Annotated in this window: 25 protein-coding genes; 6 read left to right on the top strand and 19 right to left on the bottom strand. The window is 50.2% G+C overall.

Features of this window, described 5'->3' with window-relative positions; genetic code table 11:
* Positions 1–12 precede the first annotated feature (12 nt).
* Positions 13–957: a helix-turn-helix transcriptional regulator gene (locus DFR60_RS19835; protein ID WP_243005129.1), complete on the bottom strand. Its 945-nt coding sequence runs from the start codon at positions 955–957 to the stop codon at positions 13–15.
* A gap of 164 nt (positions 958–1,121) precedes the next feature.
* Here DFR60_RS19835 and DFR60_RS19830 point away from each other — a divergent pair, with 164 nt between their 5' ends.
* Complete coding sequence (locus DFR60_RS19830; RefSeq protein ID WP_110324441.1) at positions 1,122–2,666, top strand: alpha-amylase family glycosyl hydrolase; 1,545 nt, start codon at positions 1,122–1,124, stop codon at positions 2,664–2,666.
* 99 nt (positions 2,667–2,765) lie between these two features.
* Here the strand turns inward: DFR60_RS19830 and DFR60_RS19825 are convergent, their stop codons facing one another.
* The 7 genes from DFR60_RS19825 to DFR60_RS19790 form a co-directional block, all read right to left on the bottom strand.
* Complete coding sequence (locus DFR60_RS19825) at positions 2,766–3,206, bottom strand: flavodoxin (RefSeq protein WP_110324440.1); 441 nt, start codon at positions 3,204–3,206, stop codon at positions 2,766–2,768.
* Positions 3,207–3,209: 3 nt separating this feature from the next.
* Entirely contained in the window at positions 3,210–3,809 is a 600-nt protein-coding gene (locus DFR60_RS19820; RefSeq protein WP_025530600.1) for a DUF3793 family protein, read from the bottom strand.
* 191 nt (positions 3,810–4,000) lie between these two features.
* A complete protein-coding gene (locus DFR60_RS19815) occupies positions 4,001–5,023 on the bottom strand; it encodes an LCP family protein (protein ID WP_110324439.1) in 1,023 nt (340 codons plus the stop codon).
* A gap of 181 nt (positions 5,024–5,204) precedes the next feature.
* Positions 5,205–5,897: an HAD family hydrolase gene (locus DFR60_RS19810; protein WP_110324438.1), complete on the bottom strand. Its 693-nt coding sequence runs from the start codon at positions 5,895–5,897 to the stop codon at positions 5,205–5,207.
* Between the two features lie 206 nt (positions 5,898–6,103).
* On the bottom strand, positions 6,104–7,066 hold the full coding sequence (locus DFR60_RS19800) for a Gfo/Idh/MocA family protein (protein WP_110324437.1): 963 nt from the start codon (positions 7,064–7,066) through the stop codon (positions 6,104–6,106).
* Between the two features lie 38 nt (positions 7,067–7,104).
* Positions 7,105–8,073 carry a transposase gene (locus DFR60_RS19795; RefSeq protein ID WP_110324436.1) on the bottom strand — a complete coding sequence of 323 codons (969 nt, stop codon included), beginning with the start codon at positions 8,071–8,073 and terminating at the stop codon, positions 7,105–7,107.
* A 438-nt stretch (positions 8,074–8,511) separates the two neighbouring features.
* On the bottom strand, positions 8,512–9,384 hold the full coding sequence (locus DFR60_RS19790; protein WP_110324435.1) for an aminoglycoside 6-adenylyltransferase: 873 nt from the start codon (positions 9,382–9,384) through the stop codon (positions 8,512–8,514).
* A gap of 197 nt (positions 9,385–9,581) precedes the next feature.
* Between DFR60_RS19790 and DFR60_RS19785 the strand changes: the two genes are divergently transcribed.
* Positions 9,582–10,340: a DUF305 domain-containing protein gene (locus tag DFR60_RS19785; protein ID WP_110324434.1), complete on the top strand. Its 759-nt coding sequence runs from the start codon at positions 9,582–9,584 to the stop codon at positions 10,338–10,340.
* A gap of 105 nt (positions 10,341–10,445) precedes the next feature.
* On the opposite strand, the gene DFR60_RS19780 is transcribed toward DFR60_RS19785, so the two are convergent.
* The 9 genes from DFR60_RS19780 to DFR60_RS19740 form a co-directional block, all read right to left on the bottom strand.
* Positions 10,446–11,330, bottom strand: coding sequence for a DUF4037 domain-containing protein (locus DFR60_RS19780; RefSeq protein ID WP_110324433.1), 885 nt, complete (start codon positions 11,328–11,330; stop codon positions 10,446–10,448).
* Between the two features lie 18 nt (positions 11,331–11,348).
* Complete coding sequence (locus DFR60_RS19775) at positions 11,349–12,482, bottom strand: metallophosphoesterase (protein ID WP_110324530.1); 1,134 nt, start codon at positions 12,480–12,482, stop codon at positions 11,349–11,351.
* A 170-nt stretch (positions 12,483–12,652) separates the two neighbouring features.
* The gene (locus DFR60_RS19770) at positions 12,653–14,608 is read right to left on the bottom strand and encodes a PTS fructose transporter subunit IIABC (RefSeq protein ID WP_110324432.1); all 1,956 of its coding nucleotides are present in this window, start codon (positions 14,606–14,608) and stop codon (positions 12,653–12,655) included.
* A gap of 13 nt (positions 14,609–14,621) precedes the next feature.
* Positions 14,622–15,527: a 1-phosphofructokinase gene (gene pfkB, locus DFR60_RS19765; protein ID WP_110324431.1), complete on the bottom strand. Its 906-nt coding sequence runs from the start codon at positions 15,525–15,527 to the stop codon at positions 14,622–14,624.
* Between the two features lie 355 nt (positions 15,528–15,882).
* The gene (locus DFR60_RS19760) at positions 15,883–16,341 is read right to left on the bottom strand and encodes a GNAT family N-acetyltransferase (protein ID WP_110324430.1); all 459 of its coding nucleotides are present in this window, start codon (positions 16,339–16,341) and stop codon (positions 15,883–15,885) included.
* 33 nt (positions 16,342–16,374) lie between these two features.
* The gene (locus DFR60_RS19755) at positions 16,375–17,232 is read right to left on the bottom strand and encodes a MurR/RpiR family transcriptional regulator (RefSeq protein ID WP_110324429.1); all 858 of its coding nucleotides are present in this window, start codon (positions 17,230–17,232) and stop codon (positions 16,375–16,377) included.
* A gap of 390 nt (positions 17,233–17,622) precedes the next feature.
* Positions 17,623–19,167, bottom strand: coding sequence for a metallophosphoesterase (locus DFR60_RS19750; protein ID WP_167437657.1), 1,545 nt, complete (start codon positions 19,165–19,167; stop codon positions 17,623–17,625).
* A gap of 108 nt (positions 19,168–19,275) precedes the next feature.
* Positions 19,276–19,539, bottom strand: a complete 264-nt coding sequence (locus DFR60_RS19745; RefSeq protein WP_110324428.1) for a thioredoxin family protein — start codon at positions 19,537–19,539, stop codon at positions 19,276–19,278.
* A gap of 558 nt (positions 19,540–20,097) precedes the next feature.
* Positions 20,098–21,267 (bottom strand): SAM-dependent methyltransferase, encoded by a 1,170-nt coding sequence (locus DFR60_RS19740; protein ID WP_110324427.1) that lies wholly within the window; start codon positions 21,265–21,267, stop codon positions 20,098–20,100.
* A 206-nt stretch (positions 21,268–21,473) separates the two neighbouring features.
* Here DFR60_RS19740 and DFR60_RS19735 point away from each other — a divergent pair, with 206 nt between their 5' ends.
* From DFR60_RS19735 to DFR60_RS19720, 4 genes are all read left to right on the top strand, one after another.
* Entirely contained in the window at positions 21,474–22,328 is an 855-nt protein-coding gene (locus tag DFR60_RS19735) for an AraC family transcriptional regulator (RefSeq protein WP_110324426.1), read from the top strand.
* A gap of 4 nt (positions 22,329–22,332) precedes the next feature.
* Positions 22,333–23,268 (top strand): DMT family transporter, encoded by a 936-nt coding sequence (locus DFR60_RS19730; RefSeq protein ID WP_002603428.1) that lies wholly within the window; start codon positions 22,333–22,335, stop codon positions 23,266–23,268.
* A gap of 61 nt (positions 23,269–23,329) precedes the next feature.
* The gene (locus tag DFR60_RS19725; RefSeq protein WP_110324425.1) at positions 23,330–24,238 is read left to right on the top strand and encodes a hypothetical protein; all 909 of its coding nucleotides are present in this window, start codon (positions 23,330–23,332) and stop codon (positions 24,236–24,238) included.
* Positions 24,239–24,440: 202 nt separating this feature from the next.
* Positions 24,441–24,701, top strand: coding sequence for an acyl carrier protein (locus DFR60_RS19720; protein ID WP_002603426.1), 261 nt, complete (start codon positions 24,441–24,443; stop codon positions 24,699–24,701).
* A gap of 76 nt (positions 24,702–24,777) precedes the next feature.
* Here the strand turns inward: DFR60_RS19720 and DFR60_RS19715 are convergent, their stop codons facing one another.
* Together DFR60_RS19715 and DFR60_RS19710 are read right to left on the bottom strand one after the other, a co-directional pair.
* Positions 24,778–25,347: a TetR/AcrR family transcriptional regulator gene (locus DFR60_RS19715; RefSeq protein WP_025530615.1), complete on the bottom strand. Its 570-nt coding sequence runs from the start codon at positions 25,345–25,347 to the stop codon at positions 24,778–24,780.
* Positions 25,344–25,940, bottom strand: coding sequence for a 4'-phosphopantetheinyl transferase family protein (locus DFR60_RS19710; protein ID WP_110324424.1), 597 nt, complete (start codon positions 25,938–25,940; stop codon positions 25,344–25,346). Before DFR60_RS19710 ends, DFR60_RS19715 begins: the two co-directional genes overlap by 4 nt.
* Between the last annotated feature and the right edge of the window lie 202 nt (positions 25,941–26,142).

Raw genomic sequence — 26,142 nt, 5'->3', positions numbered from 1 at the left:
CTGCATAGTATATCACATTTTACAGGACAGGGAAAGGTTTTCCAGGCTGTTTTTCCGGTACCTCCCCGGCGTCACTCCGAACCGTTCCTTAAATACCTTATTAAAATAAGAAATGTTCCGGAAGCCATTTTCCAGCGCGATATCCATCACCTGCCGTTCCGTCTCCACCAAATCGGCCGCCGCCCTGGTGATCCGGTAATGGTTGATATACTCTATGCAGGTCATGCCTGCATACCGCTTAAAGAAATTCATAAAATGAGTCTGGCTGAAATGGCAGACCGATGCCAGCTCCTCTATGGTTAACGTTTCCCTGTAATTTGACTGAATATACGAAAGAACCTCTTTTAACTTCTCCTCGGCGCCGGATTCTCCGTTGCTTCCCTCGTGCTTCGCCGCACATCCATACTGGTACAGCAGGCGAAAAAAACGCATGAGCAGTTCCTTCGTGTACAGCTCGTACCCATACTGCTTCTCATTAAAGCATTTTAAAAGAAGGACAAAACACGCCTTCATCTCCTCATAGCCAGCTGTCCCCGGCTTCACGACCGGAAGAAAACGCAGCTTCCCGGACTGGACCGGGTTTAAGAACTTCAGAGTACAGGCATCCGGAACCTGGTAGCCCAGGAAGTCGAGATGAAACACGAGGCTGTCCGACACCATGTCCTTTCCCGGCATCTCATGGGCAGAATGGAGCATGTGAGGAGAAATCAGAAGCAGATCCCCTTCCTCCACCGAAAATGTCTCAAAATCGATATCGTAATAGATGTCTCCCGACCGGATCAGGGTGATCTCCATCTCCTCATGCCAGTGCAGGGAGAGATTTCTGTACGAATTCGGCACGGAACAGTGGTAATAGCGGACCGGCATCAACGCATCCCCGTGATTTGTCTTCTCTTTATAATCTGGCATCCGGCCGCCTGTACTCCCAGTCTTAAGCCCCGTTCTCTCCATTTCCATTTATCCTCCCCATTATCATAGAATTGTGTTACTATCCGGTATTATTTTGCAAGATTTTCTTTCTTTTTTATAGTATATTATCAATATAGCAGATGTCAATAGCATCGTAGACAGGAATTATGAATGAGCCATCTGAACTGTTACATTAAAAGGAGGAAATGGTCATGCCGCAATGGTTAAAAGACGCAGTATTTTATGAAATTTATCCCCAGTCATTTCAGGATACCAACGGGGATGGGATCGGGGATTTTCAGGGAATCACCGGGAAGCTGGACTACATAAGGGACTTGGGCTGCAATGCCCTTTGGATCAATCCCTGTTTCGACTCCCCCTTTAAGGACGCGGGCTACGATGTACGGGATTATAAGAAGGCGGCCCCCCGCTACGGGACCAACGAAGATCTGTACCATCTGTTTGAGGAGGCCCACAAAAGGGGCATACGCGTGCTGCTGGACCTCGTTCCCGGCCACACCTCCGAGGAACACGAGTGGTTTACCATGAGCCAGAAGGCGGAGACCAACGAATACTCCAACCGCTACATCTGGACCAATCACTGTTTCGAGGGCGCCAAGGGCTTTCCGTATATCGGTGGAGAGAGCGAACGCAGCGGCGTCTATGTACTTAACTTCTTCAAATGCCAGCCGGCCTTAAACTACGGCTTCTTAGATCCGAAGGAGCCGTGGCAGCTTCCCACCGATCATCCGGACTGTGCCGCCACCAGAGAGGCCATGAAGGATGTCATGCGTTTCTGGCTTGACCGGGGGTGTGACGGTTTCCGTGTGGACATGGCCGCCTCCCTGGTGAAGAACGACGATGAGGAAAAGACCGGCACCTGTGCCATCTGGCGAGATGTCAGGGAAATGCTGGACAGCGACTATCCGGAAGCCGCCATGGTCTCCGAATGGGGCAATCCGCGGCTCGCGCTGAAGGCAGGCTTCCACATGGATTTCTTCTTAAATGGGCGCGGCAATGGCTACAGCACCCTGATGCGTGACTATGAGAACCAGGAGGACCACAGCTTCTTCAAAAAGGACAGCCACGGAGATATTACAAGGTTCTTAGACGATTACCTGCCCAAATATGAAGCTTCGAAGGAGGACGGTTACTTCTGTCTTTTGACCTGCAATCACGACACACTCCGTCCCCGCTATAATCTGGATGAGACCGAGCTGAAACTGGCCTTTGCTTTTATTTTTACCATGCCGGGCGTTCCCTATCTCTATTACGGCGATGAGATCGGAATGCGCTATTTAGAGCTGGCAACAAAGGAAGGCGGCTACTTCCGAACCGGTTCCCGCACACCGATGCAGTGGAACAGCGGAAAAAATGCGGGCTTCTCCGATGCGGATAAAGACAGCCTCTATCTCCCGGTTGATGAAGCCTCCGACGCGCCCACAGTGGAAAATCAGGAATCCAATCCGGATTCTCTGCTCCACACCGTAAAAGCCCTGCTGGCCCTGCGCCATGATCAGGCAGATTTACAGGCCGACGCGGAATTTGAGCCGCTCTATGCCAAAAAAGGAGCGATGCCCTTCGTATACCGCCGCGGCGCACTGACCATTGCAGTCAATCCGTCCGGCGAGACGGTCACGGTACCTTCTGACGGTCAGAAGTCTGCCATCTACTCCATCGGCAGCGGCAGATGGGAGAACGGACAAATCGTTCTGGAACCGCAGTCATTCGTGGTGCTGGAGCCAAATACACCGTAGGAAGCACTGCGCAGCAGTTGCCAAATGCTCATAAAAGAATGGCCGGCAGGAATTATATGAAACGATTCCTGCCGGCCAACTATTAATCTTAATCTCAGGTTAAGCCTGAGCGCCAAGCTCCGCCAGCGCTTCACCCAGGTTCTTAAGCTGCTTCTCCGCATCTCCATCCGGGGATTCCAGAGCGATGACTCCCTCTCCGCCGACGATCTTCGCGCCGCGCTCCGCCATGCGCTTCTCCCACTCACGCATCCAGTCGCCGCCGCCCCAGCCGTAGGAGCCGAACAGCCCGACGTTCTTGCCTTCCAGAGAACCGGATATCTCCTCGATTAAGGACTCCATGCTCTCATCCAGTTCCTCTGCGCCGCAGGCAGGACAGCCGAGTGCAAAGGCGGAAGCCTCCTTTAAGTTATCCGGATCTGCGCTTCCAATCTCTGTAAGTACCGGGTTTCCACCCTTTCTCTCGATTCCGTCTGCAACGTGCTTTGCCATTTCCTCTGTATTTCCTGTAGAACTAAAATAAACTACATAAATATCGCTCATGTTTTATTCTCCTTTTCTTACCGCCACTTCATACAGGCGGCTTCCATTTATGATCTGCTGCATGGCGGCTTCTCTCGCCCGGTCATACCGGGTAAATTTAAGTCTGGCCTGCGCAGGATTGTGATATACTTTCCAGTAACCGGTAAACAGGAATTTCTCTCCGCTGTAACGGATAAAATCCTTGACATCCTCGACCGGATATTCCAGCAGAACGCCCAGTTCGTGCGGAAATTCTCCACTGCCGGCCAGATACGCGGTATATTTGCGTTTTAATCCCATGAGAATGGAAGCCAGATCAAACTGCACATATCCGCAGGATTTTAAAAATTTTCTTATTTCCTTATTTGCCAGAAGTGCTTTCAGCATGGGGAAGCGGTACAGAAACAGAACCTCTGTCCTGTCACCGGCTGCCAGCATAACTGCAGTAATTTCTGTGCCTGCAAGGGCGCTTCTTACGGTTTGCAGCGATCCCTTTGCCATGGTCACAAGATTAGACGCCTTAATTCCCTTTAATACGGGGGCGCACTGGATGGAAACCTGAAACTCCAGCCTTCCTGCGTGGCTGCACTCTGAAATATATGACATAATTGCGTCTGTTGACATCCGTTTCACTCCTTCCGCTTTCTCATTATCCCCGGAGTAAACTTATTTTATCTATCCAGATTTTTGAAAGCCATAAGTTAGTTATTGCTAACTTCATATAGATTAGCATATACTAACTGTTTTTTCAAGTGTTTTTTACTTTTTATGGCTTTTGCGTAATCGTTCAGCCTCCGCTTCCGGCTGCTGAACGATTACCTTTTTGTGGTGTGAAGCTCGATCTGCTTACTGATCTCCTCCACCTGTTTTGACGGCACATAATCCTCCTCGTCAAATAAAAACCGGTGAAGACGGATTACATTGTCTCTCAGAGTGACCGGTATGACGCAGTCCTTCTTTCCCACCAGCGCATCCTTCAGTTCAAATGGGAAGCCCTCGGTCTCCGTTAAATGGAATTTCGACACGGTGCCCGCCAGGGAGAGAATATCCTTCATCCCCACGCTGGAGGACACAGAAGGGAGTATGGAAAATGCCAGCTGGCGCACAGTTCCCAAATCGGCCTGCTTTAACTTCTCCAGCACCAGCTCCGCCACCAGCCGCTGCCGTTTTGTCCTCATAAAATCCGTATCCATCTTCCGCAGCCTTGCATACGCTACGGCCTGCACCCCATCCAAATGGTTCATTCCCGCCTTTTTCAAATGGTGGGAACCGACTCCTGTGGACTCCACAGTCTCTGTAATAAAGCCATTGATGACCTTAAACTCCTCCTGACTGATCTCCACGTCGATCCCTCCTAACAGGTTAATCGCATCTGCCACTGCCTTCCAGCTGAAGGAAACGTAATCGTCGATATTTAAGTCCATATTTTCGCTCAGCGCCCATATGGCCTGAGCCGGACCGCCTTCAAAATAGGCCTGATTGATCTTATCGTATTTATTCTTTTCATCAATCTTTACGTAGGTGTCACGGTAAACCGACACCATTCGGATTTCTCCAGTCTCCAGATTGATATTTAATACCATCTCCATATCGGACCGCGTGCCTTTTCCAAGCTTTCCCTCCCTGGAATCCACCCCAAACACAGCCACCGTCCAGAACCGGTCCATCGTCTCCTGGGCCACCTCGCTTATATTCGTATTCTGGATCTGTTCCATTGGTACTTCAGGTATTGGCTCCTCCCGATGCGTCACATTCCAGGCATACCCCAGCATGTTTCCGAAAAGTGCGGCCCATACAGCGGCCAGTATCACAAATCCCCATTTCCAGTGCTTTGCCATGTTTCCTCCTTGGATTAATGAGTTATCCCGTAAAATATCGTTTCTGAGCCGGCTGGCCGTGCTCCCGCGCCGGAGCACGACACCCGGTAAAGGGCAGAAAAAAGAGAGACATCTCTTTCAGCTCAGAGCATCTCTCTTTAGTTTCCTGTCTTTTTTTAATTTTATTCATTGTTTATTTGTTTCATCGTTCCCCCACAGAGGCGGGAGAATTCTCGTTTGTTTCGTTAAACAGTGATCTGATTTCATCCGGATGGCTGATGATGTATTTCGGCTTAAATGCTTCCAGCTCTTCCCTGTCCCGGAATCCCCACAGCACACCCACGGTGTCCATGCCCGCGTTGATTCCCGTCTTCATGTCGGTGTTCGTATCTCCAAAGTAGAGGCATTCCGACGGCTCCACATGGAATTCCTCCGCCGTCTTAAGGGCGCCCTCAGGGTCCGGCTTACACTTCATGCCCTTTCCCTCCCCGGTTATCTTATCGAAAAAGCCAGGACCATAGACGGTCTCAACACACTCGACGGCGCGGTCATGGGCTTTGTTTGTCACCACCGCGATCCTGATTCCCTTTTCCTTCAGCATCTTTAAAAATTCCGGCATCCCTGCATACGGTTCCATCTGATATAAGCAGTATTTCTTGAACATCTCATCATAGACCGTCAGCGCTTCCTCGTAGTGCGTAAGCTCTGTATCCCCACAGTAAACCAGCGTCCGTTCCACCAGCTTTTTATAACCGTCTCCCACGAAATACCTGACGTGATACTCATCAATAGGGCCGTAGCCAAACTGTTTTATCGTCTCATTCACCGTCTTCTTTAAAGAATGCAGTGTATTGATAATCGTTCCATCCAAATCAAAAATACAGCACTGATACATGATTTTGTCCTCCATATTCTGTCCTTACTTCTGTGTTCCAGCCTGCTAGTACAGCGTTGCGTAAATTCCTGTGATATAGCACTCGCTATCTACGCCAGGAGCACGTCCACGAAGCTAGACGTAGGGTCCACTACGCCGTCGCTTCGTGGACGCACACCTGACGCAGATATCAAGTACTATATCACAGTTATTTACGCAATGCTATACTAGTCCCGCTCTTCCCACTGCTTCTGCACACCGCTTAAAAGCCACATAACATCCCTGGAAAGGGCCATGCTCTCTGACACAAGGTGCCCTGATACGGCTTTTTCCATATCCTCCACCTCGTATTCCAGCGCCTTCCTGCTGTCGCCGCAGGCAATCTCCTCTTTCCGTCCGTCTGCCGTATAGACGATGGCAGCCCGGTCCGCTCTCGGATACTCCGTGACCTCGATATATCCCAGTTCTCCGGCTACCACGCCGCGTTTTGGCTGCTTGGCCCTCATGGAGAGCGCAATAACCGCCATCTGCCCGTTCTCGCCCATGAACACGATTCCGGACTGTTCGTCCACTCCGGTCTCGAAACGCTTCACGGCTGACAGAACGGTATCCGGTCTCTCATCCAGAAAATACATGGCAAAGGACACGGCGTACGTTCCGATATCGAGAAGCGCTCCCCCGGCCAGGTCTTTACAAAAGAACCGGCTGGTCACATCGTAAGGCTTACAGCTTCCAAAATTGACGGAAATCGTCTTCACCGGCCCGATCGCCCCCGAAGCTACGATCTCCTTAAGCTTTTTATAGAGAGGCATATGGAAAATCGTCATGGCCTCCATAACCACCACGCCCTTTTCCTCAGCCAGTGCAGCCGCTTGCTCCATCTCCGCGGACGACACCGTAATGGCCTTCTCACAGAGAACATGTTTTCCAGCCAGGACCGACCGCCTGATGAATTCAAAATGCATGTTGTGAGGCGTTGCTATGTATACAATGTCCACATTTTCATCCGAAAGCAGTGCATCTGCGTCCGCGAACGCGTGCAGAACTCCGTTCTCCGCCGCAAAGCGCTCCGCCTTCTCTCTGCTCGTTCCACAGACACCATAGACGGTGCCGCGGCACACAGCCAGGGCCGACGCCATCTCCCGTGCAATTGATCCGGTTCCTATGATTCCCCAATTATATGTTTTCATAATCTATGACTCCTTACTGACAAATTTAATCCTCTGCGTTACCGCGTGTCCTGTCTTCTCCACTCATGGAACCATTGTCTTACCAATTCTATATCTTCCTCACACAGGCCGGACGTATCCTCCTCTGACATTCCACGTAAATACATATTCCTGGCAACAATCTGCTTTGCCTTTAATTCACCTTCACGCTTTCCCTCAAGTCTGCCGTCTTCAAATATACCCCGTATGGCTTCACACATATTAATCTTCCCGCCTTTCTCTCTGTACCTTTCCTTTACGTCTTCCAGTTCTTTCGAATGAGCCATGACAGCAATTACATCATAGGCATCTTCGCTCAGCTGTTCAAAGCTGTCCTGATTTTCTGCGACATAATTACGTACCGCAGTTTTATCTCCGGAAAAGCCAATAAATCCGAATACTTCCCTCAAATCAGTGTTAAACTGGTCGATATCTTTAAAACGTCTGACCTCCAGAACATGAAGACGATAATTGTTAAACAGATCTTTCAGCATTTCCGGAACTTCATCGAAATTAATAAGCGAATAAAGGTCCTTTGCACCATCCCATGTTTTCTCACCATAGTACAGAACAATGGTAAAAACAGCGTTTAACCTGTCTTCCTTCCTGAAACTGCCAAGAAACTCCCCCTTATCCAGCCCCTTAACCTTTTGGTTCTTCTTCTGGATTCTCCTCATCTGCTCATCATATCCAGCTGCGTCCTCAAGCATTACACGCACCGGCATACTGTAGTGAATCTGATCCTGATGTTCCAACGCTATTACTACAAAATTCACTCCAAGAACAACTCTTTTTACTGCATCTCGATATTTTTGAACTGCAAACCGCTTTTTAAGATTTCCGAGAATTCCTGTTATCCTAGTATTTTTATCTAAAATATTCTCGCCGGATATGACTGGTTCACCACGAAACACAAAACCATTAATCAAATCCGCATACCGGTCCTCGTCTTCAAAATACCTGGCTAATGCAATATCTCTTTTCCCCATATGCACACCTCCTGTTTCTTTTACAACGCAGAGAGGCTATGGGGCCTTCAGTATGATTATATAAAAATACTGTGTAAAATACAAGTACAGGAGCCAATTTTACGCAATCTGCCGTTATAACTTACTATATTAAATTTTACTTTTTGGAATTACTCCGGCGATATGCCGTTACTAAGAATATGCGAAAATATTTTGAATCATTTGAATAAACCAGCAACCCTGTTGATTGTATGTAACAGATTACCATATATGGGTAGAAATTGCAAGAAATATAAAACGATACTTTGATATCGTGAACATTGATATCTACCAGGCTCTATGATCATTATATCAATATTATAAAGCAGAAAGATTTTCCGCTCTGATTATAATTTCAGATCAGCCAAAATCCTTATTCAGCAGCGGAAAATCACTTGTATTCCTATAAAACTTACAAACTCACAAAACCTCTTTCGCCTCCTCCGGCAGTCCCTTAACATGACGGAAAAACCCCAGGCTCGCCTCCGCTTCCTTCCCATCGTACCGAAATCTCAGCTGTTCTGCCACCGCCAGAGCGGTCTCATGAAACAGCACACACATGGTATCGGCCGCCTCCCACATCTCATCCAGCCTGCCGCCCGCGTACGTCCGAATCAGCCGGTCCCAGTCCTCCTTTGATAAGGAGCGGTACAGATACTTTCCGGATTTCCCCGCACTGCAGGTAAAATTCGTCTGAATCCCCGCCTTCCAGGACAGAAGCGTAATGAGCTGGGGGCGCACATGGAGGTTCACCATATCCTGCACATACGGCACCTCTTTTCTCCACAGTCCCTTCGCTACATTGTTCAGACACCACCAGAATTCATTGCAGACAAAGAGAAACTGGCTCTCCTCCGGCCGTTTCACCCGGTATTGCTCCGCCGTCGGTTCCGGTGCTTCAGCCAGACAGCCATCCTTATCATACAAAATCCGGAACATCCGGTCCTCCTCCATCATCTGCAGGGAGTAGGAAAGCGTCTGTACATGAAGGTCGAGGCGGTTTCCATCGGCAAACTGCATGAGCCATCCATAGCAGTTTTTCACATCCGAGGGAAACTCGTCGTTCTCCTCCGGATACTGCATGTAAAGGCGGTCTCCAAACCGGTCGATCCACGTTCTGTCCTTCCGAAAGCTTTCCGTCTCCTTCACGACGAAGGCGATATCATAATCCTGAAAAATATCCCTTTCCGCCTCCGGATTCACCCGTGATCCATTCATATAAACGGCGAGAATGCGGTCGTCCGCCTTTGCCGTATCGATTATCATTGTATACATTTCCTGTTCGGTTCGCATAGAAGACACCTCCATTTTATCCTTATTTTACCAGAGCATCCATTCCTGCACAAGATTAGATTTGCCATCGTGCATAAACCTTCCATCACTACCTCATACTAAGATTACCGATAGAGCACTCTCGGAAACTCCCTTGCGCCCATCTTTGTGGCTGAGTTTCCGAGAGTACTCCGATAAGAAATGGAGGAAATGGGATTATGAACAAAAATATGAAATACTGGGCTACTGGAATCATTGCCGCCATCGTTATCCTTGCAATAGCCGCCTTTGCCGCGGCCGGAAGCAGAAAAAAGGCGCCGATTCCGCCCGCACCAACGGAGATGGAAAGCAGCAGCCAGACCGCGGAACAGTCGTCCGGTTCAGCGGAAAGTAAAAATAGTATGGACCATAACGGCCACGGCGGCAGTGACGCAGCCTCTGACGACGACACCAACCGCTACTTACAGCGCCAGGATGAGATCATGATGGACATGATGCATGACATGGAGAACATCCCCAAGACAGGAAATGCATCCATCGACTTTTTAAACGGCATGATTCCTCATCATGAGTCCGCCATCGATATGGCCGACAGCTACCTCGAATACGGCGGAAGCAATGAAAAGCTGAAAAAACTGGCCGAAAACATCAAAAACACTCAGACAGAAGAGATACAGCAGATGAAGGATCTGATCAAAAAGTATGAGGCAGAAGGCCACAACGATGCAGACCAGGAAAGCGCATATTTAGACGAATACGACAAGATGCTGGAGCACGACCATTCCATGAGTAAGTCCGGCACTGACAGCCTCGATCATGCATTTGCCGAGGGCATGATCATGCATCACCAGATGGCGGTTGACATGGCCAAATCCATCCTCGAGTACACCAATTACGAGGAGATCAGGACTCTCGCCCAGAACATCATCGATGCTCAGGAAAAAGAGATCGAAGAAATGAAGGAATTCACCTCATAAAATAGATGGGACATGCAAAAAAGAACACAGGAACGTATAATCCCGGGCACGCATTCAGCGCCGCCCGGGATTTTTAAGTTTCCTGGATTCGTCTGTGGTCTATATTTACGGCTGCCCATTTTCTGCTTTCAGCAAAGCCTGGTCCAGTTCTATCAGCATACAGGCGATCACATCATTGACAGCCCCGTCAGTATCGTACATAACAGAAAATAAACGGTTCAGATTTTCCTCAAACCGGTCCGGCAAATTTTCGCATATGTCTTTGCAGAGACTCACGAGCCGCTTCTCCCCCGGATGGGTCTGCCTGTTCATGGCAAATATAATATCGAAGTAGCTGGCCAGAAATTCCGTCGCTCTGTGATTGATGCTGACGAGGTCTCTCCTGGACGCTGCCTTCCGTATCTGTGCATCGTAAGACGGGAGTACGCCGCTTAGCAGGGCTCTGTTCTTCCGAATGATTTCAGCCCTCAATGCCTCCGGATAGGGGACATCAAAACGCCTCTTCATTGCTTCCAGTGCTCCGTCCCTGTCATACAGGATCCTGCACGTGGCAAGATTATGCCACATACAGGTAGTGTAGCCGTTGGAAGCCTGGTTCTGCTCCACAACCGCTGCCACATCTCCCCCGAAATCCTGAAGCTTACGATAAATAATATCGATGTCCACGCCATTGTTCAGCGTGCAGTTGTCCTCTGACTCCCAATAGTGATTTCCGATCTCCATGACGCCGCAGTACTTTTCCAGTATACTCTTACGCCGCTCTTTTGCTATCTCCATTTCCACATACACATAGATATCGTAATCCGACTTCTTGTCGGCCTTTCCCGTGGCTCTGGAGCCGCCCACCGCCACCGCTGCCGTTTCCGGGCACGAAGATATCTCTTCCAGAAGTGCAGTTACCTCCCTTTCAATCACAGGTACGCCGGACAGTGCCCTGTTTTCGCTGATCGTGGTTTTGCCTTCCGTTTGTTTCTCACCAGCTTCGCTCATATTGTTTTCTCCTCTACTCTATACCGGCTCCAGCCTTCCGTGGTACCAGCTGCTGACCCCGTTCTTCTTAATGAGGCTTCCCATGGCGCCAGTTTCCACCAGTTCCACCCGCTCTCCTGCCTTTACTTCCATATGATAGTCGCAGAAATCGTCACACCGAAGCGTTCCATCCCGCTCATATAAATAGTCTTCCGGTACGTCAAGCACAGTATCCGTAGTCAGGTGGCGAAGGCGCACCAACCCCGCCCCCGGACTCTGCCCCGGCAGGAGTTCCACACGGTTGTCCGTGTACTGGACCGAAATCCGGGCCTTCCTCTCCTGCTGGCTGTCGACAGCCGTCATTTCCGGAAATCCCCCGTAGGAGGTCCAGCTGACTTCTTCCATGGTCCCCTCTGCATCTGGAATAATCAGGCAGTTAAGCTGTCCATCCCGCTTCAGGCCGCAGCCACCATCGATGCTGATGATATTCTTGTTCCGGTCAAAAAACGGGTTGAATTCCGCCACCTCATGGCGGTACAGACAGACGGGCCAATGGCCTGCCACCACGCACCGTTCGAAGCTTCCGCCCCTGTTTCGAAAGTCATCGAACTTCAGAACCGGAGTGGCCTCCTGCCCCTCCATCTCCTCCCACCGCTCAGGAAGGCCGCTGTGAACAAAGATAAAATTGCCCGCTTCCACGATGGAAGGCAGCTCTGATAAAAATTTCAGTTCCGCCTGCCCGTGGACTATCACCTTTTCCCTGGCAGCAGCAGTCTCCGCTTCCGTCTGCGGATGCCCAATCCCCATTTCCTCACAGAAATCCAGAAAAAGACTTCCTCCCCATCGTTTCTTTGCCGTTCGGATAAATTCCGCCAGTGCCCTTGTCCGCTCTGGTTCGCGGCTTCCGATCAGCTCCAGCTGCCATGAATCCACATTCCCCGAAATCACATGGACGTTAGGTTTTTTATCAAGCTCCATGACATAACGGAGCGTTTCTAAGGAATACGGTCCCTTTTCAATGATATCACCATCGATTATCAGCTCGTCATCCTCACAGAACCCCACCCTTTCCAACACCTTTTTCAAAAAATGAACATGGCCGTGGATATCGCTGACCGCCAGAATCCGGCGTCCCCGCGGGATATCCAGACTCACTCGCTTTATTGTTAGCATTCTCTCATTTCCTTTCTCCTGCCTTCCCACACGATCCCCACCTGATGTGAAAGTGCCGCTCTCTCTCTTTTTCTGTCAATTATACCATCCTGCTGGCAAAATGGCACGGGAAAAGGGAAAAACCAGTGTTTTACCCAACTGATCTTTCCCTTTTCGATTTTTAAACAGGCTTATTCCTCTCCAACCTTATTCTTCTTAAGCGCCGCCAGTATCACACAGCCGATCACCGATCCGATCACAACCGCGGCAAGATAGCCGAACGGATTTCCGATCGTCGGAAGTACGAAGATGCCGCCGTGAGGTGCGCGCAGCGTACAGTTCAGCGCCATGGAAAGTCCGCCTGCCACGGCCGAACCGATGATACAGGACGGTATCACGCGCAGGGGATCTGATGCTGCAAACGGTATGGCGCCCTCGGATATAAAGGACAGGCCCATGATATAGTTTACCAGACCGGACTGGCGTTCCTTCTCCGTAAATTTCTTCTTAAAGAATGTGCTGCACAATGCGATCGCAATGGGAGGAACCATGCCGCCCGCCATAACCGCGGCCATAATATCGAAGTTTCCTTCCGCCAGCTGCGCCGTGCCGAACACGTATGCCGCCTTATTGACCGGGCCGCCCATGTCTACGGACATCATGCCGCCGACAACGGCTCCGAGGATCACCTTACTGGTGCCGCCCATGCCGTTTAAGAAATGGGTCAGACCGTCATTGATCGCACCGACAAACGGATTGATAAATGTTGTTGCCACCGCGACCAGGAAAATGCCCAGCAGCGGATATAAGAGAACCGGTTTGATGCCTTCCAGAGATTTTGGAAGCTTTTTTAATACTTTCTTTAACAGGACAACAATATAACCGCCGATAAAACCAGCCAGAAGCGCACCTAAAAATCCTGAGTTCACATCCCCGCCTGCCGGATTCATGAACGTGGCTCCCATCTTTGCCACCATGCCGCCTACGAAACCGACCGCCAGACCGGGACGGTCCGCGATACTCATGGCGATATAACCGGCCAGAACCGGAAGCATCATGCCAAATGCCTGCTCGCCGATCGTCTTTAAATAGGCCGCTATCGGTGTATTCTTACCAAAATTAGCCGGATTGATGGAATAATCATCGAACAGGAACGCCAGGGCGATTAAAAGTCCGCCGCCGATCACGAACGGAAGCATATGGGAGACGCCGTTCATCAGATGCTTATAAATGGTGTGGCCGATGCCCTCGCTCTCTCCGCCCTCCGCTGAAGCAGCGGCACCTGTATGGTGGTAGACAGGAGCTTCGCCGCTCACAGCCTTTTTAATCAGCTCCTCACCTTTTTGAATTCCGTCGGAGACAGAGGCCTTCACTACGTGTTTACCATCGAAACGGGCCATATCCACATTCTTGTCTGCTGCGATGATGATTCCGTCGGCAGCGGCGATCTCTTCCTTCGTCAGAACGTTAGCCGCACCCTCGGCTCCGTTGGTCTCCGATTTTACAGGAATGCCAAGCTTCTTTCCCAGCTGCTCCAGATTCTCAGCCGCCATAAAGGTGTGGGCGATGCCGGTAGGACACGCGGTCACTGCGAGGACACGGTATCCGGCTGCGCTCTTTAAAGGCTCCTGGACCTCAGGCGCCGCGTCCTCCGCTATCTTCTCCTCTTTCCGCACCTTCTTCTCATAGCGCTCGGATTCCTTGTCGTCGATCAGCTGTAAAAATTCTTCTTTTGACTCCGCATGGATCAAATCATTCTTAAAGTCAGGATCCATAAGAAGCGTGGACAGACGGGACAGCGCTTCCAGATGAACATCCGCTTCGCCCTCAGGCGCCGCAATCATAAAGATTAAGTTGGCCAGCGAACCGTCGAACGCTTCGTAATCCACGCCATCAGGCACCACCATGGCTGCAAGTCCCGGCTCCTTAACCGCGGCCACCTTGGCGTGAGGAATCGCGATCCCCTCGCCTACTGCAGTGCTTCCCAGCGCCTCGCGGGCCAGAATGCCTTCTTTATAGCCGGCTTTGTCGTTCAGCCTTCCGCCGGCCGCCATCAGACCGATCAGCTTATCAATGGCTTCTTCCTTGCCAGAGACTTTTACACCGAGCTCGATGCTTTCTTTTTTCAATAATTCCGTTATTCTCATCTCAGAACCCCTCCTATCGTAATTCCTCATAAAGTTTCAAAATATCTTCCTTACAGGCCAGTCCCTCGGAAAATGCGCTGGCGCTTCCGCAGGCACTTCCAAGCCTTAAAGCGTGCTCGTAATTTCCATTTTCCAGATATCCGGCGATGAATCCCGCCACCATGGAATCTCCGGCGCCCACAGAATTCTTCACCGTTCCCTTTGGAACTCCCATGGAAAATACCGCTCCGTTTTCAGCAATTAGGACGGCTCCGTCCCCCGCCATGGAGACCAGCACGTTCACCGCGCCCTTTTCCTGCAGCTGTCTGGCGTAATATATGATTTCATCCTCATCCTTTGGCACCGTGCCGAACATCTCGCCCAACTCATGGTTATTCGGTTTAATCATAAATGGATGATAGGGAAGGACATTCATCAGCAGATCCTTCGTCGCATCCACCACGATACGGATGCCCCTGCCGTCTAACCGCTCCATGATCCGCTCATAGATTCCGTCGTCAATGGAATTCGGGATGCTTCCCGACAGGACTAAGACATCGTCTGCCTCCAGCTTCTCAAGCTTTTCAAAAAGCTTTTCCACATCCGCTCCGGTAATCTCCGGGCCGGTGCCGTTGATCTCCGATTCCTGTTCCGATCTAAGCTTTACGTTGATTCTGGACATACCGTTCTCCACCCGGATAAAATCGGACTGGAATCCCAGATTTTTCACTCCCCGTTCAATCTCGTCTCCCGTAAACCCGGCCACAAACCCGAGCGCAGTACTCCCAAAGCCCAGCGTCTTCAGTACCGCCGATACATTGATGCCCTTGCCCCCATAATAAATGTCTTCCTGCACGGTTCTGTTGACCATTCCCAGCGTGAAGTGATTTACTTTTACTACATAATCCAAAGCCGGATTAAATGTCACTGTGTAAATCATATGTCACCTCTCCTCGTTAATATAAAATTTTATTTCTTCCCTCTGCTATACTATATTATGATTTAGTATTTTCGTCAATACATTTTCACAAGAAATATTATTTCTTATACAGTTTCGTCAATTTCCATAAATCTCCAGTCCATTTTCCCTGTTTCCCCGCGTGTTTTTTGTACTTTTTTACTATGTATTTTTCCAATAATTACTGATTTCATGCATCATCGTTTGTTTCCTTTTATGAGGACAATATTTTCTTTCATAGGAACTAAAAAAGGAGCCAATGTCCGGTACGGCATGTTCACCGTATACTCCCTGACACTCACTCCCGTTTTAAACGTTTACCGGAAAAGAGAAATTCTCACTTAATCTCTCTTTTATATACCCTGGAATCCTCTTCATTCTCGTCCTTCATCAGCTGATAGAAGGTATATCCGTATTTTTCGTATAATCCCGTTTCGCCGGTAGAAATATAAATCTGACCCGCTCCATCATTTCTTGCTGCTTCATATGCATAATCCAGCAGATTTCCCATATACCGGTGTCCTCTGTATTGAGGAAACGTATATACGAAACCGATCCATGGACTTAGCTCCGTGTTTCTCACATCGTCCATCTCCGCCAGCGTGCAGAATGATACCAGCTGCCGGTTATCTGTCAAAAGAAATACTCTCGTCGTCTCCCCGCACAGCGCCTTTAACCGATCTTCGCTTAACAAATCATGCAGATATTGTCCTGCCCGCCAGTCGCTTTTCCTGATCTGGCTTAACCAGTATGCTTTATCCTCCAGGCTGTAAAACTCTTTTATATCCATATTCATTTTCCTATTCTCTTCCCCGCAACTTCCGCCGGATCAGTTATTCTTATCCTCGGAAATCGCGATCTCATGGCGTCGGATATGGTCGTATGAGTCCTTCTTGCTCACGGCCAGGAACAAATAGAGAATCTCGACCACCATGGTGGCCGATACCCGTGAGAAGCAGAACTCACCCAAAAGCAGCTTCTCCCTGGTCGCCGTTGTGATATGGTAATCGCTGGCCTGACCCAGCGGCGAGGCAGCGTTGTTGGTAATCGCAATCATCTTGCAATGATTCTCCTTCGCCACTGCGGTAAGCGTCATCAGCCGTTTGGAAAAACCGGAGTTAGATAGGATGATCACCACATCTTCCGGCCCCAAATTGCAGGTAAACGCCATCTGTGTCTCCCAGATCGTACCCGATACCGCATGAATGCCCAGTTGATTGAACTTGAAGGCGCCGTCTAAGGCAACCGGAATCGTATTCCCCACAGCCACCAGCTGCACCGTGCGGGCATGTTCTATCAGTTCCAGGATCTTTCCCAGCTGAACCGGATCCATCATGGACACCGTCTGTGTCAGCTCCGCCGCCTTGTTGGCCAGGATATTCTGGAGGGACTGCGCGATATTATCGCGGCTGATATCGTTGGATACCTCCACGGATTTCCCGCGTTCCTCCGCCACCTCCTTCGCCAGAGTAATCTTTAAATGATGAAAACCGTTAAATCCGCAGCGCCTGCAAAAACGCGATACCGTCGCGTCGCTGGTTCCGCTTGCCAAAGCCAGCTCCGCGACAGTCATATCGATGATTTCACTTTTATGCTCCAGTATATAATCCGCAATCTTCTTTTCCGCCTCAAAAAAGGTATCGTAAGAAGAACACAGGACTCCCGAAACGTTGATATGATCCTGCATGGCTCCTCTTCCTCCGTTCCTGTTACGCATGTAATTTTATTTCATCATTATAGCACGATATGAAATAATTTGTAAAGGAAGTTTTTACCACTCTCCCAGAAACTCGTAACAGTTCACTCCCCACCAGGGGCACCGCAGTCCGGTTCGGCCGGGCAGGCTTCCTCAGCCTTTCCAGTTCCGGTTTCGGGCATAAGAAGTTCTAAACGTGCAGAATTTTTCTAAAAACCAGGAGAAATTCCCAAACTCGCTACGCTCAGACAAGTGGAAATTTCACCTGAACGAAAAATTTTGCGCGTTAAGAACTTCTAATACCCTGCAAAGTCACAGGAAAGGCTGAGGAAGCCTGCCCGGTCGAACCGGACTGCGGTGCCCCTGGTGGGGAGTGAACTGTTACGGGAAATCCCACGTATTGTGATCCTTCCTGGTATCGCGCAGGATATCGTCGATCTCCTCGAACATCCGGCTGTCCGGAAGGTTACGCTCCCATAAGCGGAATGCCTCATCTGATTTTATCTCTTTCACGTCGATGGGCGTCCCGGCGCAGTAATCACGGTTCAGCTGGCCGTACAGCTCCGCCATCTTGCGCATATGCTCCTCCGGCAGACTGCTCATCTTCTTATATATCTGCTGGCTTATCACTCCCACCAGGAAATCGGTTCCGTACTCCTTAAAATTCAGCAGGTTTTCATCTGTCAGGCCGTGAGCCGCCGCGTAACGCTCCACATCCGCTTCCTTCGTCGTATAGCGAAGCTGCCCGCCGTCTCCCCATGACAGGATTCCGTACTGGCAGGGCGGAATGGCAAAGGAATCCGCCACGATCTCACTGATATGGTAGGCATCCTCCGGTTCTCCCGGCTCAGGCTTGTATTTCTTGGTCCGCTGCAGATGCAGGTGGCCGCTGATGAAGACCGGCACACGGTACCGTTCCAGCAGTTTTATAACCTCATCGCTGTTTTCCAGGGTGCAGTCCACAGGATACAGAATACTCTCCTTCAGCAGGTTGTGATGGGCAATGGGAATTACCGAGATCCCCAGTTCCTTCGCCGCTTCCAGCTGCTCCTCCATCCATTTGACGGTAGTGCTCCGTATTCTTCCTCCCACCAGGTTCACCGGCTCATACTGGGCGGAATCCAGCATCATAAGCCAGTTTTTCTCGTCAAGCTCACAGATATAGCTTAAGGATGTCTCATCTCTGCTGATCGCCTGGTCGTATCCGAATTCATGGTAAATGTCCAGGAATTCCTCCGCGCTGACCGATTCCGCCGCCTCCCTCACCTCTCCGAAATAGGAGGCAGCGTTGGGATTATTGATATCGTGATTTCCCGGAATCACGAGGACCCGCACGCCCTTGTCCGCAAGCACCTTCAGCTTTTCCGCAAGCGCCTCATGAGCACCCTTTTCGCCGTTCAATGTTAAATCACCGCTCAGAATTACGGCATCGGGCTGACGCTCCGTCATCTCTTCCGTAAACACATCCATCAGCTGGGAAATATAAGGAATCAGCTTTCCATCGTCCCGCTTCACCATCTCGTCGAACGCCTCGCCGTAATCGGTCATGGCTGGGGCGAAATAATGGATATCAGAGACCGTTACTATGGACGGCGGCCGATACTCTTCCACCGGCAGTTCTTCCTCCATCTCCGGCCGGTCCGTCTCTGTGCGACCGCCGTACCATCTCCTGCTTTCGTCCTGCTGTCTGCTTTCTTCCTGTGTCTCCGCCTCGGATGGAGTCGCCTCCGCGCTCTCGATCTCCTCCTCTTCACGTTCCTCTTCCTGCGATTCTCCAGTCTGCACCATCGTCGTCTCGCTGCTGCTTTCTCTGCCCGGTTTTGTCGGTGAGGAGATCTTTCCCACAAACCAAACGATGCCGAGGCACATAGCTATAAGTCCCGCATAAATCAGGATCATCAGCCAGTTTTTCTTCCCTTTACTCATATAACGTCACAATTATGTACCTTTCTATCCAGTCACTCGATGTCCACGGGAATCATACCATACGATCGCTCAGTCAGCAGCAAATTCCCCCGCTTCCCGGCCCTCCTCTCACAGGTCAAGCGCTCTCTTATAAACCTTCCGCACTTTGTCCACGGTCGGCACACCTTCATGCACCTTTACTCCATCCACGAAATACGTCGGTACATACCAGTAGTCCAGGGAATCCGCAAACGCCTTCTCCCTGTTCTCATCCACAATTTTCACCTCGACTGCTTTAAACTCCGGCCGCTCCGCTTTCAGTTCATCCATCATGCGCAGTGCCTGCCGGCAGTAAGGACATGATTCCTGAATCATCATCAGTACCTTTTTCATCTGTATTCCATCCTTTCTGATTCTATCCCTTCTGGCAGTTCCTTTTCAAAAATCTGCAATCAATTCCTGCTTTCTCATACTGTTTCACTATTTTATCATTATTTCTTCTGCATATCAATACACAAGATTGAAACACTCCGATGCTGACGGACATCATTACGGGACAGAATAAAGAGTCTGGTAAACCGGACTCGCGCGCCGGAATGCGGTCGCTTCATCGGCCATATTTCCTTAGCGCGGAGTGCGCATCCCCCCTTTCGTACGACATGAAAAACCGCCTCTGTCATGCGGTAACAGAGACGGTTCTCATAGGAGTCATGATTCCTTCACGGGTCAATGAAGGAAAACCCAGAGGGTTAATGTATACCGTTCGTACTAAACTCGTGAAAGATCTCGTTAAGTACTCAGGTATGGCTCGCACTAAGTTCGTGAAAGACCTCACTAAGTGCTCACAGTATAGAATATTCACATGTAGTTAGTGTTTGCTAACTGTATACATATTAGCATATGCTAACTAAAAATGCAACCACTTTTTTTGAGAGAATTCCTCATTTCCAGTTAATACCATCTCGTCATGGGCAGCTCGTTGTTTACGCCCTTGGAGACAAGGATCTGATGAAGGTCGATGATACCGTTGTGGAAGGTCGCGGCACAGGAGCTTAAATAGAGTTCCCACATTCTCGCAAACTCAGTCCCCATCTTCTCCTCCACCTCCTGCCTGTGGCCGCTGAAGTTTTGTTCCCAGCAGCGCAGAGTCTTATAGTAGTGGCGTCTTAAGCTTTCCACGTCCAGGGTGTAAAACCGGTAGTCGCCGAATAAATGGATTATTTCCCGAAGGCTTGGCACCATGCCGCCCGGAAAGATATATTTCTTGATCCACGGGTCCCCCTGATACTCTTTCAGCGCACTGATATAGTGAAGCAGAAGGAGCCCGCCCGGCTTTAACACGGAATCCACATTTTTTACGAACAGCTCGTAATTCGCCCGTCCCACGTGCTCCAGCATCCCGACGCTGACCACCCGGTCGAACTGTCTGCCGCTCTTCTCCAGCTCACGGTAATCCATCCGCGCTACCTCAATCTGTCCCGTCAATCCCTCTTTTTCGATCCGCTCTTCGAATTCCTTCTGCTGTTCGTGGCTTAAGGTGATCCCAAGCCCCTTCACACCGTACTCCTTCGCAGCCCGGATCAGCAGATACCCCCAGCCGCATCCGATATCGAGCAGGGTCATGTCCTTCTTTAAACAGAGTTTTTCCAGGATACGTTCCACTTTATTGCACTGCGCCTCGTATAAGGTGTCGGTCTCATGTTTAAAGTAACCGCAGGAATAGCTCATGGTCTCATCCAGCCACAGGCTGTAAAAATCATTGCCGATGTCATAATGGGAGGTGACTTCCTTCTCCTGATTCTTCTTTGACTGGGAGGTAAACATCAGCTTCTTTAATTTGGACCGGTCTGTGGAGAATCGGTCCATCTGTCCCAAAAATGAGTCCAGAGCCTCGAACAAATCCCCTTCCACCTCTAAATTTCCCTTCATATAAGCCTCGCCCAGCGCCAGGGAGGTGCTCGTCAAAAGCTCTTTCCCCTCGATATCCTCTTTTAAATCCACCACAAAGGTCGGATTTCCATTTCCGATATGATGGGTTTTCCCATGGATCTTCACATCAAACGGGTGCTCGTCAAATCGCTGTAAAAAAGAAATCATAAAATTATCTGTCATGGTCTTCATGTGCAGTTCCTCCATATTACCGTTACTCTCAAATTTTCAATCTTTTGTCACTCTCTTTCTAATGAATTCTTTCCAGTTTTTCAGGATTTCATAAGTAAACCTGTAAAGTTAAGGAATTTATGCAACGCAGTACTAGATTTGCAACATCATACAAGACTTTTTTACTTTATTGTGATAAAATCAAAAAAGTTTGAAAGGAGTACGCCATGACAACATCTCAGGAACAACGCCATATATTCTACGACAGCTGTCTCGGTATCGAGGCATACCAGCTAAGCGGCATCGTACAGAAATTCCCCAATCATTTTCACGAATGCTACGTCATCGGCTTTATAGAAGGCGGCTGCCGCCATCTGTGGTGCCGCGGATCCGAGTACGATCTGTCGAGAGGGGATTTGATCCTCTTTAATCCCAAAGACAATCACTTCTGTTCTCCCATGAACGGAGAGCTGCTGGACTACAGGGCGTTAAACATACCCGTGCCTGTCATGAAAAAGGCGGCCGCCGACATCACGGGAAAAGAATTTGTCCCACAATTCACCGTAAATGTAGTCTATCACAGCGATATCACCACATCGCTGGCCGATGTCTACAATGCCATCGTAACCGACGCGTCCCCCTTTGAAAAAGAGGAAGCATTCTTTTTCCTGCTGGAGCAGATCCTTAAGGAGCACAGCACTCCTTACGAAGAGCATAACGGAGTCTTTTTGGACAGCGCCATCGCCGATACGTGTGAATATCTAAAGGAACACTATTCCGAAAATATCACGCTGGAAGAGCTGACCGAACAGATTCATCTGAGCAAATCGTGGCTGCTCCATACCTTTACAAAGCAGACGGGAGTATCCCCGTACCGCTATCTCCAGTCCATCCGCTTAGAAGAGGCGAAGAAGCTGTTAGAGCAGGCGGTACCTCCCATCGACGCGGCCGCCAGGGCCGGTTTCACCGACCAGAGTCATTTCACCCGTTTTTTTAAGGATTTCACAGGGCTGACTCCGAAGCAGTATCAGAAAATATTTACAGAATCCGGCAGGGACACCACTGCCGACACGGAGGAATAAACAAATGTCAGAAAAGTCTAACATGACAGGCCATCTTGCGGCCGCCGTCACCATCTTCATCTGGGGAACCACCTTTATCTCAACCAAGGTTCTGCTGGTATCCTTTACACCGCTGGAAATCCTGTTTTTCCGCTTTTTTATCGGATACGCAGCACTGTGGATCGCAGCCCCCCGCCTCCTCCATACCGGAGACAGAAAAGCGGAGCTGCTCTTCGCAGCGGCCGGCCTCTGCGGCGTCACCCTCTATTTCCTCATGGAAAACTTCGCGCTGACCCTGACCCAGGCGGCCAACGTAAGCATTATCATCTCCGTGGCCCCGTTCTTCACCAGCCTCTTCGACTGGCTGTTCATGAAGGGAGAAAAACCGGGACGCCGTTTCTTAACCGGCTTCGCGGCGGCCATGCTTGGAATCTCCCTCTTAAGCTTCCAAAAGGATACCGGCGTACAGCTGAGCCCCAAAGGAGATTTCCTGGCCCTGGCGGCGGCCATCACCTGGGCGGCCTACTCCATACTCACGAAAAAGATCGGAAGCTATGGGTACGGAACCATCGAGAGCACCCGCAGAACCTTTTTCTACGGCCTCCTTTTCATGGTACCGGCTCTGTTCTTCCTGCCTTTCCGGATCGCTCCGGCTCGTTTCATGCTGATGCAGAACGCGCTCAATATTCTCTTCCTGGGATTCGGCGCTTCCGCGCTCTGCTTTGTCACCTGGAACTTCGCGGTACGGGCTCTGGGCTCTGTAAAAACGAGTGTCTACATTTACGCGGTTCCGGTAATTACAGTCATCACTTCCTTAATCTTCCTGCACGAGGTCATCACCTGGCAGTCCGTATGCGGAATCGTGCTGACACTGGCCGGGCTCATGATCTCAGAGAGCCGGTTCCCATTAAAACAGTCCTCCCGAAAACCTTCGGTTGACATCGGTATGGACAGACCTTAAAATGAAGGTAACGGATCAGATAAACTGATCAAACCTGTCATTACAAAGGAGAACCTGCCCTATGATAAATATCCGCTTACTGACTGCCGCGGCGGCCGCAGCGGCCCTGCTGTGCCTGACGGGCTGCCAGCCTAAAGAAGACCCGCTCCATCTCGGCAATAATGCCATTGTTCTGGAAACCGATGAAGGCCGGAACGGACTTTACGTAAAGGATGCGGATAATGGCGGCGCAAGCGGCGATTCCCTGTTCGGGGAACGCTGCTTTATCGACTGCTCCCACGCCCAGCTATCCTACTACGGCCTCGACACAGAAGAACTGACGGAGATAAAACTGGGCGATCTGCTGGCCGGAGATGAGGTGACGATCGATCTAAGGGAGTCGGAAGTGAAGAAGGCCGGAAACGGCAGCGCTTCCGCCGAAAAGATACAGCTGATGACTCAGCGCATATCTGCGGAGAATCAGTCCGATGGGAAGTCTGGAGATTCTGGCAGCGGCAGTTCCGACAGCGGCAGTTCCGGCAGCAGCAGTTACGGCAGCGATAACACCAACAGCGCAGACTCCGACCGCCCCCGCCAAGCAGAAGCGAATGCCGAAGTCCCCGGCAGCCAGGCCGCGTCCCTGGAAGAATCGGACTATAAAGGCTTTGCCGAACAGATTCAGCATATTTTCTCGGAGCGCGATATCGAAGCGCTGGCTCAGCTCTGCGCCTATCCCGTTTACGTGACGACAGAAGCCAACACGGAGGGGCTGGATGTCGCAGATGCCGCCGGTCTGAAGGCCCAGAAGGACGACATTTTTACAGACGCCATGCTTCAGGCGGTCGCCGGTGTCGATCCCGATCGTCTGACACCGTCACAGGCAGGCATCTTCGTAGGCAGTGAATCCGGATCGCCCGGTCTCTTCTTTTCCTTAGCGGAAGACGGATATCTGAAAATTATGGGCATCAACGCAGAGGTACTCAGTCAATAGGAATAATACACAGGGAACCGGACTCTTTATTCTACGTCAGGATCATTTTCTGAGGAGACAATATGCAACACTTTCCCAAATCTGTTGTTTAAGCAACAGTTTCTCCAATCTGTTGCTTGATATTTGAAGGAAATCTGCTTAAACTTGGACTCAAATTCAAACCATCGGACAGTTTCCGGCGGCGAATCAGGGAGGAATGAATATGTATAAGCAGTTAAAGGAACTCGTCACCCAGTATGTGGATGTCAGCCCGGAATCCATCACCAGAGATTCCCGCTTCGTTGAAGACTTAGAATTTGACTCTCTGGATTTTATAGCGATGATCGGAGACATCGAAGAGCACTTTCAGATTGAGATGGACATCAGTGATTTACTCGAGATTACAACGGTAGGAGACGCACTGCACTATATCGAACATTACGCCGTGTCACAAAAGGCAAACGCTTCTGCAGCGTATGAGTGAATGCAGATACTTGAAAGAATCGGTTTCGGGAGTATCATACCCGAAACCGCTTCTTTCCTGACTTCTATTACTATTCTCACAGAATATCCTTCATCCCATTTAGAAATACGCTGCTGATAAATCCGGCCACCACCTCGGGAGGGCTTTCAAAATCCTCTTTCATCCACTTATGCAGGACGCCCACTACGCCTCCGATGGAATAGGCAACCGCGTACTCACGGCTCAGCTTGTCGCCGTCATTCTCCTTCCCAGATAATCCCGCCATATATTCCGAGATCATCCTCAGGAGCTTTTTGATGAACCGGCTTTCCTGGCCATTGGTCAGCACGCAGTATACGGTCCGGTTTTCATAGATATACTGACAGAAACACTCAAAATAACGGCGGCTGACATCCTCTTCCCGGTTCGGATGGAAGCCCCGCATCATTTCCAGCACGTGCTCCATGACCCCATCCTCAATCTGTTCCAGCAGATCATAGATATCCTGGTAATGGTGGTAGAACGTACAGCGGTTGATCCCCGCCCGTTCCGTCAAATCCCTGATCGTAATCCGGTCGACGGATTTGACCTTCAAAAGCTCTAAAAATGCCTCCTGCAGGAGCCTGTCCGTTCTGCTGTAACGCAAGTCCTTTTTCTCACCGTTCAAGGCCGTTCCTCCTGTTCTGCCAGACGAATTTCCCCTTCCCCCGATACACAGGCCGATAACACATACCCCCCTGCCAGAATCCACTGACGGAACTTCCATCCGGTCTTTTCACATGTAATTCCCCCATCATCACCAATTTGGAAGGAGATGTCCTGCAGAGGCACAGTAATACCGCATCCCACCGCTTTCACGTAGCTTTCCTTCAGAGTCCAGAACCGGAAGAACAGCTCCTCCCGCCCGGCTTCACCCGCTGCCTCCATCTGTCGGAGCTCAGCCGCAGAAAGCACTCTCTTTAAAAGCGGCTCCCGGTACGGACGCACATATTCCACGTCGATTCCCACGGAACACTCCCCGACACCAAGCACGGCCAGTCCCATACAGTGGCTGATATTGAACTGAATCTGCGGATACTCCCTCAAGTATGGCTTTCCGTGCGCTCCCTCAATCAGAACCGGCTTTCGGCCATCTCCATAGTCCATCCCATACTGCTCCCTTAAGGCTCTCCGCAGGAGCAAAAGTCCCTGCTCATGCTCTTTCTCCCTCTTATTGCTCCCTGTCCCCGGTTCAAAAAAAGCGCGATAAATCCAGACCATAGTGCCTCCAACTTCTGTATTTCAACCAATTTTCCTTTCATTTTACCATAGTCTGCGGCAAATGTCACATTGAAATGCAGATGCAGCCTTCACTCAGCCGCATTCATCAGGACGATCCATAAAAAGAACGGCAGGCAGAAGCCGCCTCTTCCATTCCGTTTTCTCGGAACCAGAAGATGTCTTCTGTCAGCCGTTCTCTTTA

Source organism: Hungatella effluvii (genome assembly GCF_003201875.1).
Taxonomy (GTDB): domain Bacteria; phylum Bacillota; class Clostridia; order Lachnospirales; family Lachnospiraceae; genus Hungatella; species Hungatella effluvii.
Note: the sequence above shows the minus strand (reverse complement) of the source record. Positions and strands in the feature narration are given on the sequence as shown.

Coding starts and splice junctions, on each gene's coding strand:
- DFR60_RS19835 (WP_243005129.1), bottom strand. CDS start 957: ATGGAAATGGAGAGAACGGGGCTTAAGACTGGGAGTACAGGCGGCCGG.
- DFR60_RS19830 (WP_110324441.1), top strand. CDS start 1,122: ATGCCGCAATGGTTAAAAGACGCAGTATTTTATGAAATTTATCCCCAG.
- DFR60_RS19825 (WP_110324440.1), bottom strand. CDS start 3,206: ATGAGCGATATTTATGTAGTTTATTTTAGTTCTACAGGAAATACAGAG.
- DFR60_RS19820 (WP_025530600.1), bottom strand. CDS start 3,809: ATGTCAACAGACGCAATTATGTCATATATTTCAGAGTGCAGCCACGCA.
- DFR60_RS19815 (WP_110324439.1), bottom strand. CDS start 5,023: ATGGCAAAGCACTGGAAATGGGGATTTGTGATACTGGCCGCTGTATGG.
- DFR60_RS19810 (WP_110324438.1), bottom strand. CDS start 5,897: ATGTATCAGTGCTGTATTTTTGATTTGGATGGAACGATTATCAATACA.
- DFR60_RS19800 (WP_110324437.1), bottom strand. CDS start 7,066: ATGAAAACATATAATTGGGGAATCATAGGAACCGGATCAATTGCACGG.
- DFR60_RS19795 (WP_110324436.1), bottom strand. CDS start 8,073: ATGGGGAAAAGAGATATTGCATTAGCCAGGTATTTTGAAGACGAGGAC.
- DFR60_RS19790 (WP_110324435.1), bottom strand. CDS start 9,384: ATGCGAACCGAACAGGAAATGTATACAATGATAATCGATACGGCAAAG.
- DFR60_RS19785 (WP_110324434.1), top strand. CDS start 9,582: ATGAACAAAAATATGAAATACTGGGCTACTGGAATCATTGCCGCCATC.
- DFR60_RS19780 (WP_110324433.1), bottom strand. CDS start 11,330: ATGAGCGAAGCTGGTGAGAAACAAACGGAAGGCAAAACCACGATCAGC.
- DFR60_RS19775 (WP_110324530.1), bottom strand. CDS start 12,482: ATGCTAACAATAAAGCGAGTGAGTCTGGATATCCCGCGGGGACGCCGG.
- DFR60_RS19770 (WP_110324432.1), bottom strand. CDS start 14,608: ATGAGAATAACGGAATTATTGAAAAAAGAAAGCATCGAGCTCGGTGTA.
- pfkB (WP_110324431.1), bottom strand. CDS start 15,527: ATGATTTACACAGTGACATTTAATCCGGCTTTGGATTATGTAGTAAAA.
- DFR60_RS19760 (WP_110324430.1), bottom strand. CDS start 16,341: ATGAATATGGATATAAAAGAGTTTTACAGCCTGGAGGATAAAGCATAC.
- DFR60_RS19755 (WP_110324429.1), bottom strand. CDS start 17,232: ATGCAGGATCATATCAACGTTTCGGGAGTCCTGTGTTCTTCTTACGAT.
- DFR60_RS19750 (WP_167437657.1), bottom strand. CDS start 19,167: ATGAGTAAAGGGAAGAAAAACTGGCTGATGATCCTGATTTATGCGGGA.
- DFR60_RS19745 (WP_110324428.1), bottom strand. CDS start 19,539: ATGAAAAAGGTACTGATGATGATTCAGGAATCATGTCCTTACTGCCGG.
- DFR60_RS19740 (WP_110324427.1), bottom strand. CDS start 21,267: ATGAAGACCATGACAGATAATTTTATGATTTCTTTTTTACAGCGATTT.
- DFR60_RS19735 (WP_110324426.1), top strand. CDS start 21,474: ATGACAACATCTCAGGAACAACGCCATATATTCTACGACAGCTGTCTC.
- DFR60_RS19730 (WP_002603428.1), top strand. CDS start 22,333: ATGTCAGAAAAGTCTAACATGACAGGCCATCTTGCGGCCGCCGTCACC.
- DFR60_RS19725 (WP_110324425.1), top strand. CDS start 23,330: ATGATAAATATCCGCTTACTGACTGCCGCGGCGGCCGCAGCGGCCCTG.
- DFR60_RS19720 (WP_002603426.1), top strand. CDS start 24,441: ATGTATAAGCAGTTAAAGGAACTCGTCACCCAGTATGTGGATGTCAGC.
- DFR60_RS19710 (WP_110324424.1), bottom strand. CDS start 25,940: ATGGTCTGGATTTATCGCGCTTTTTTTGAACCGGGGACAGGGAGCAAT.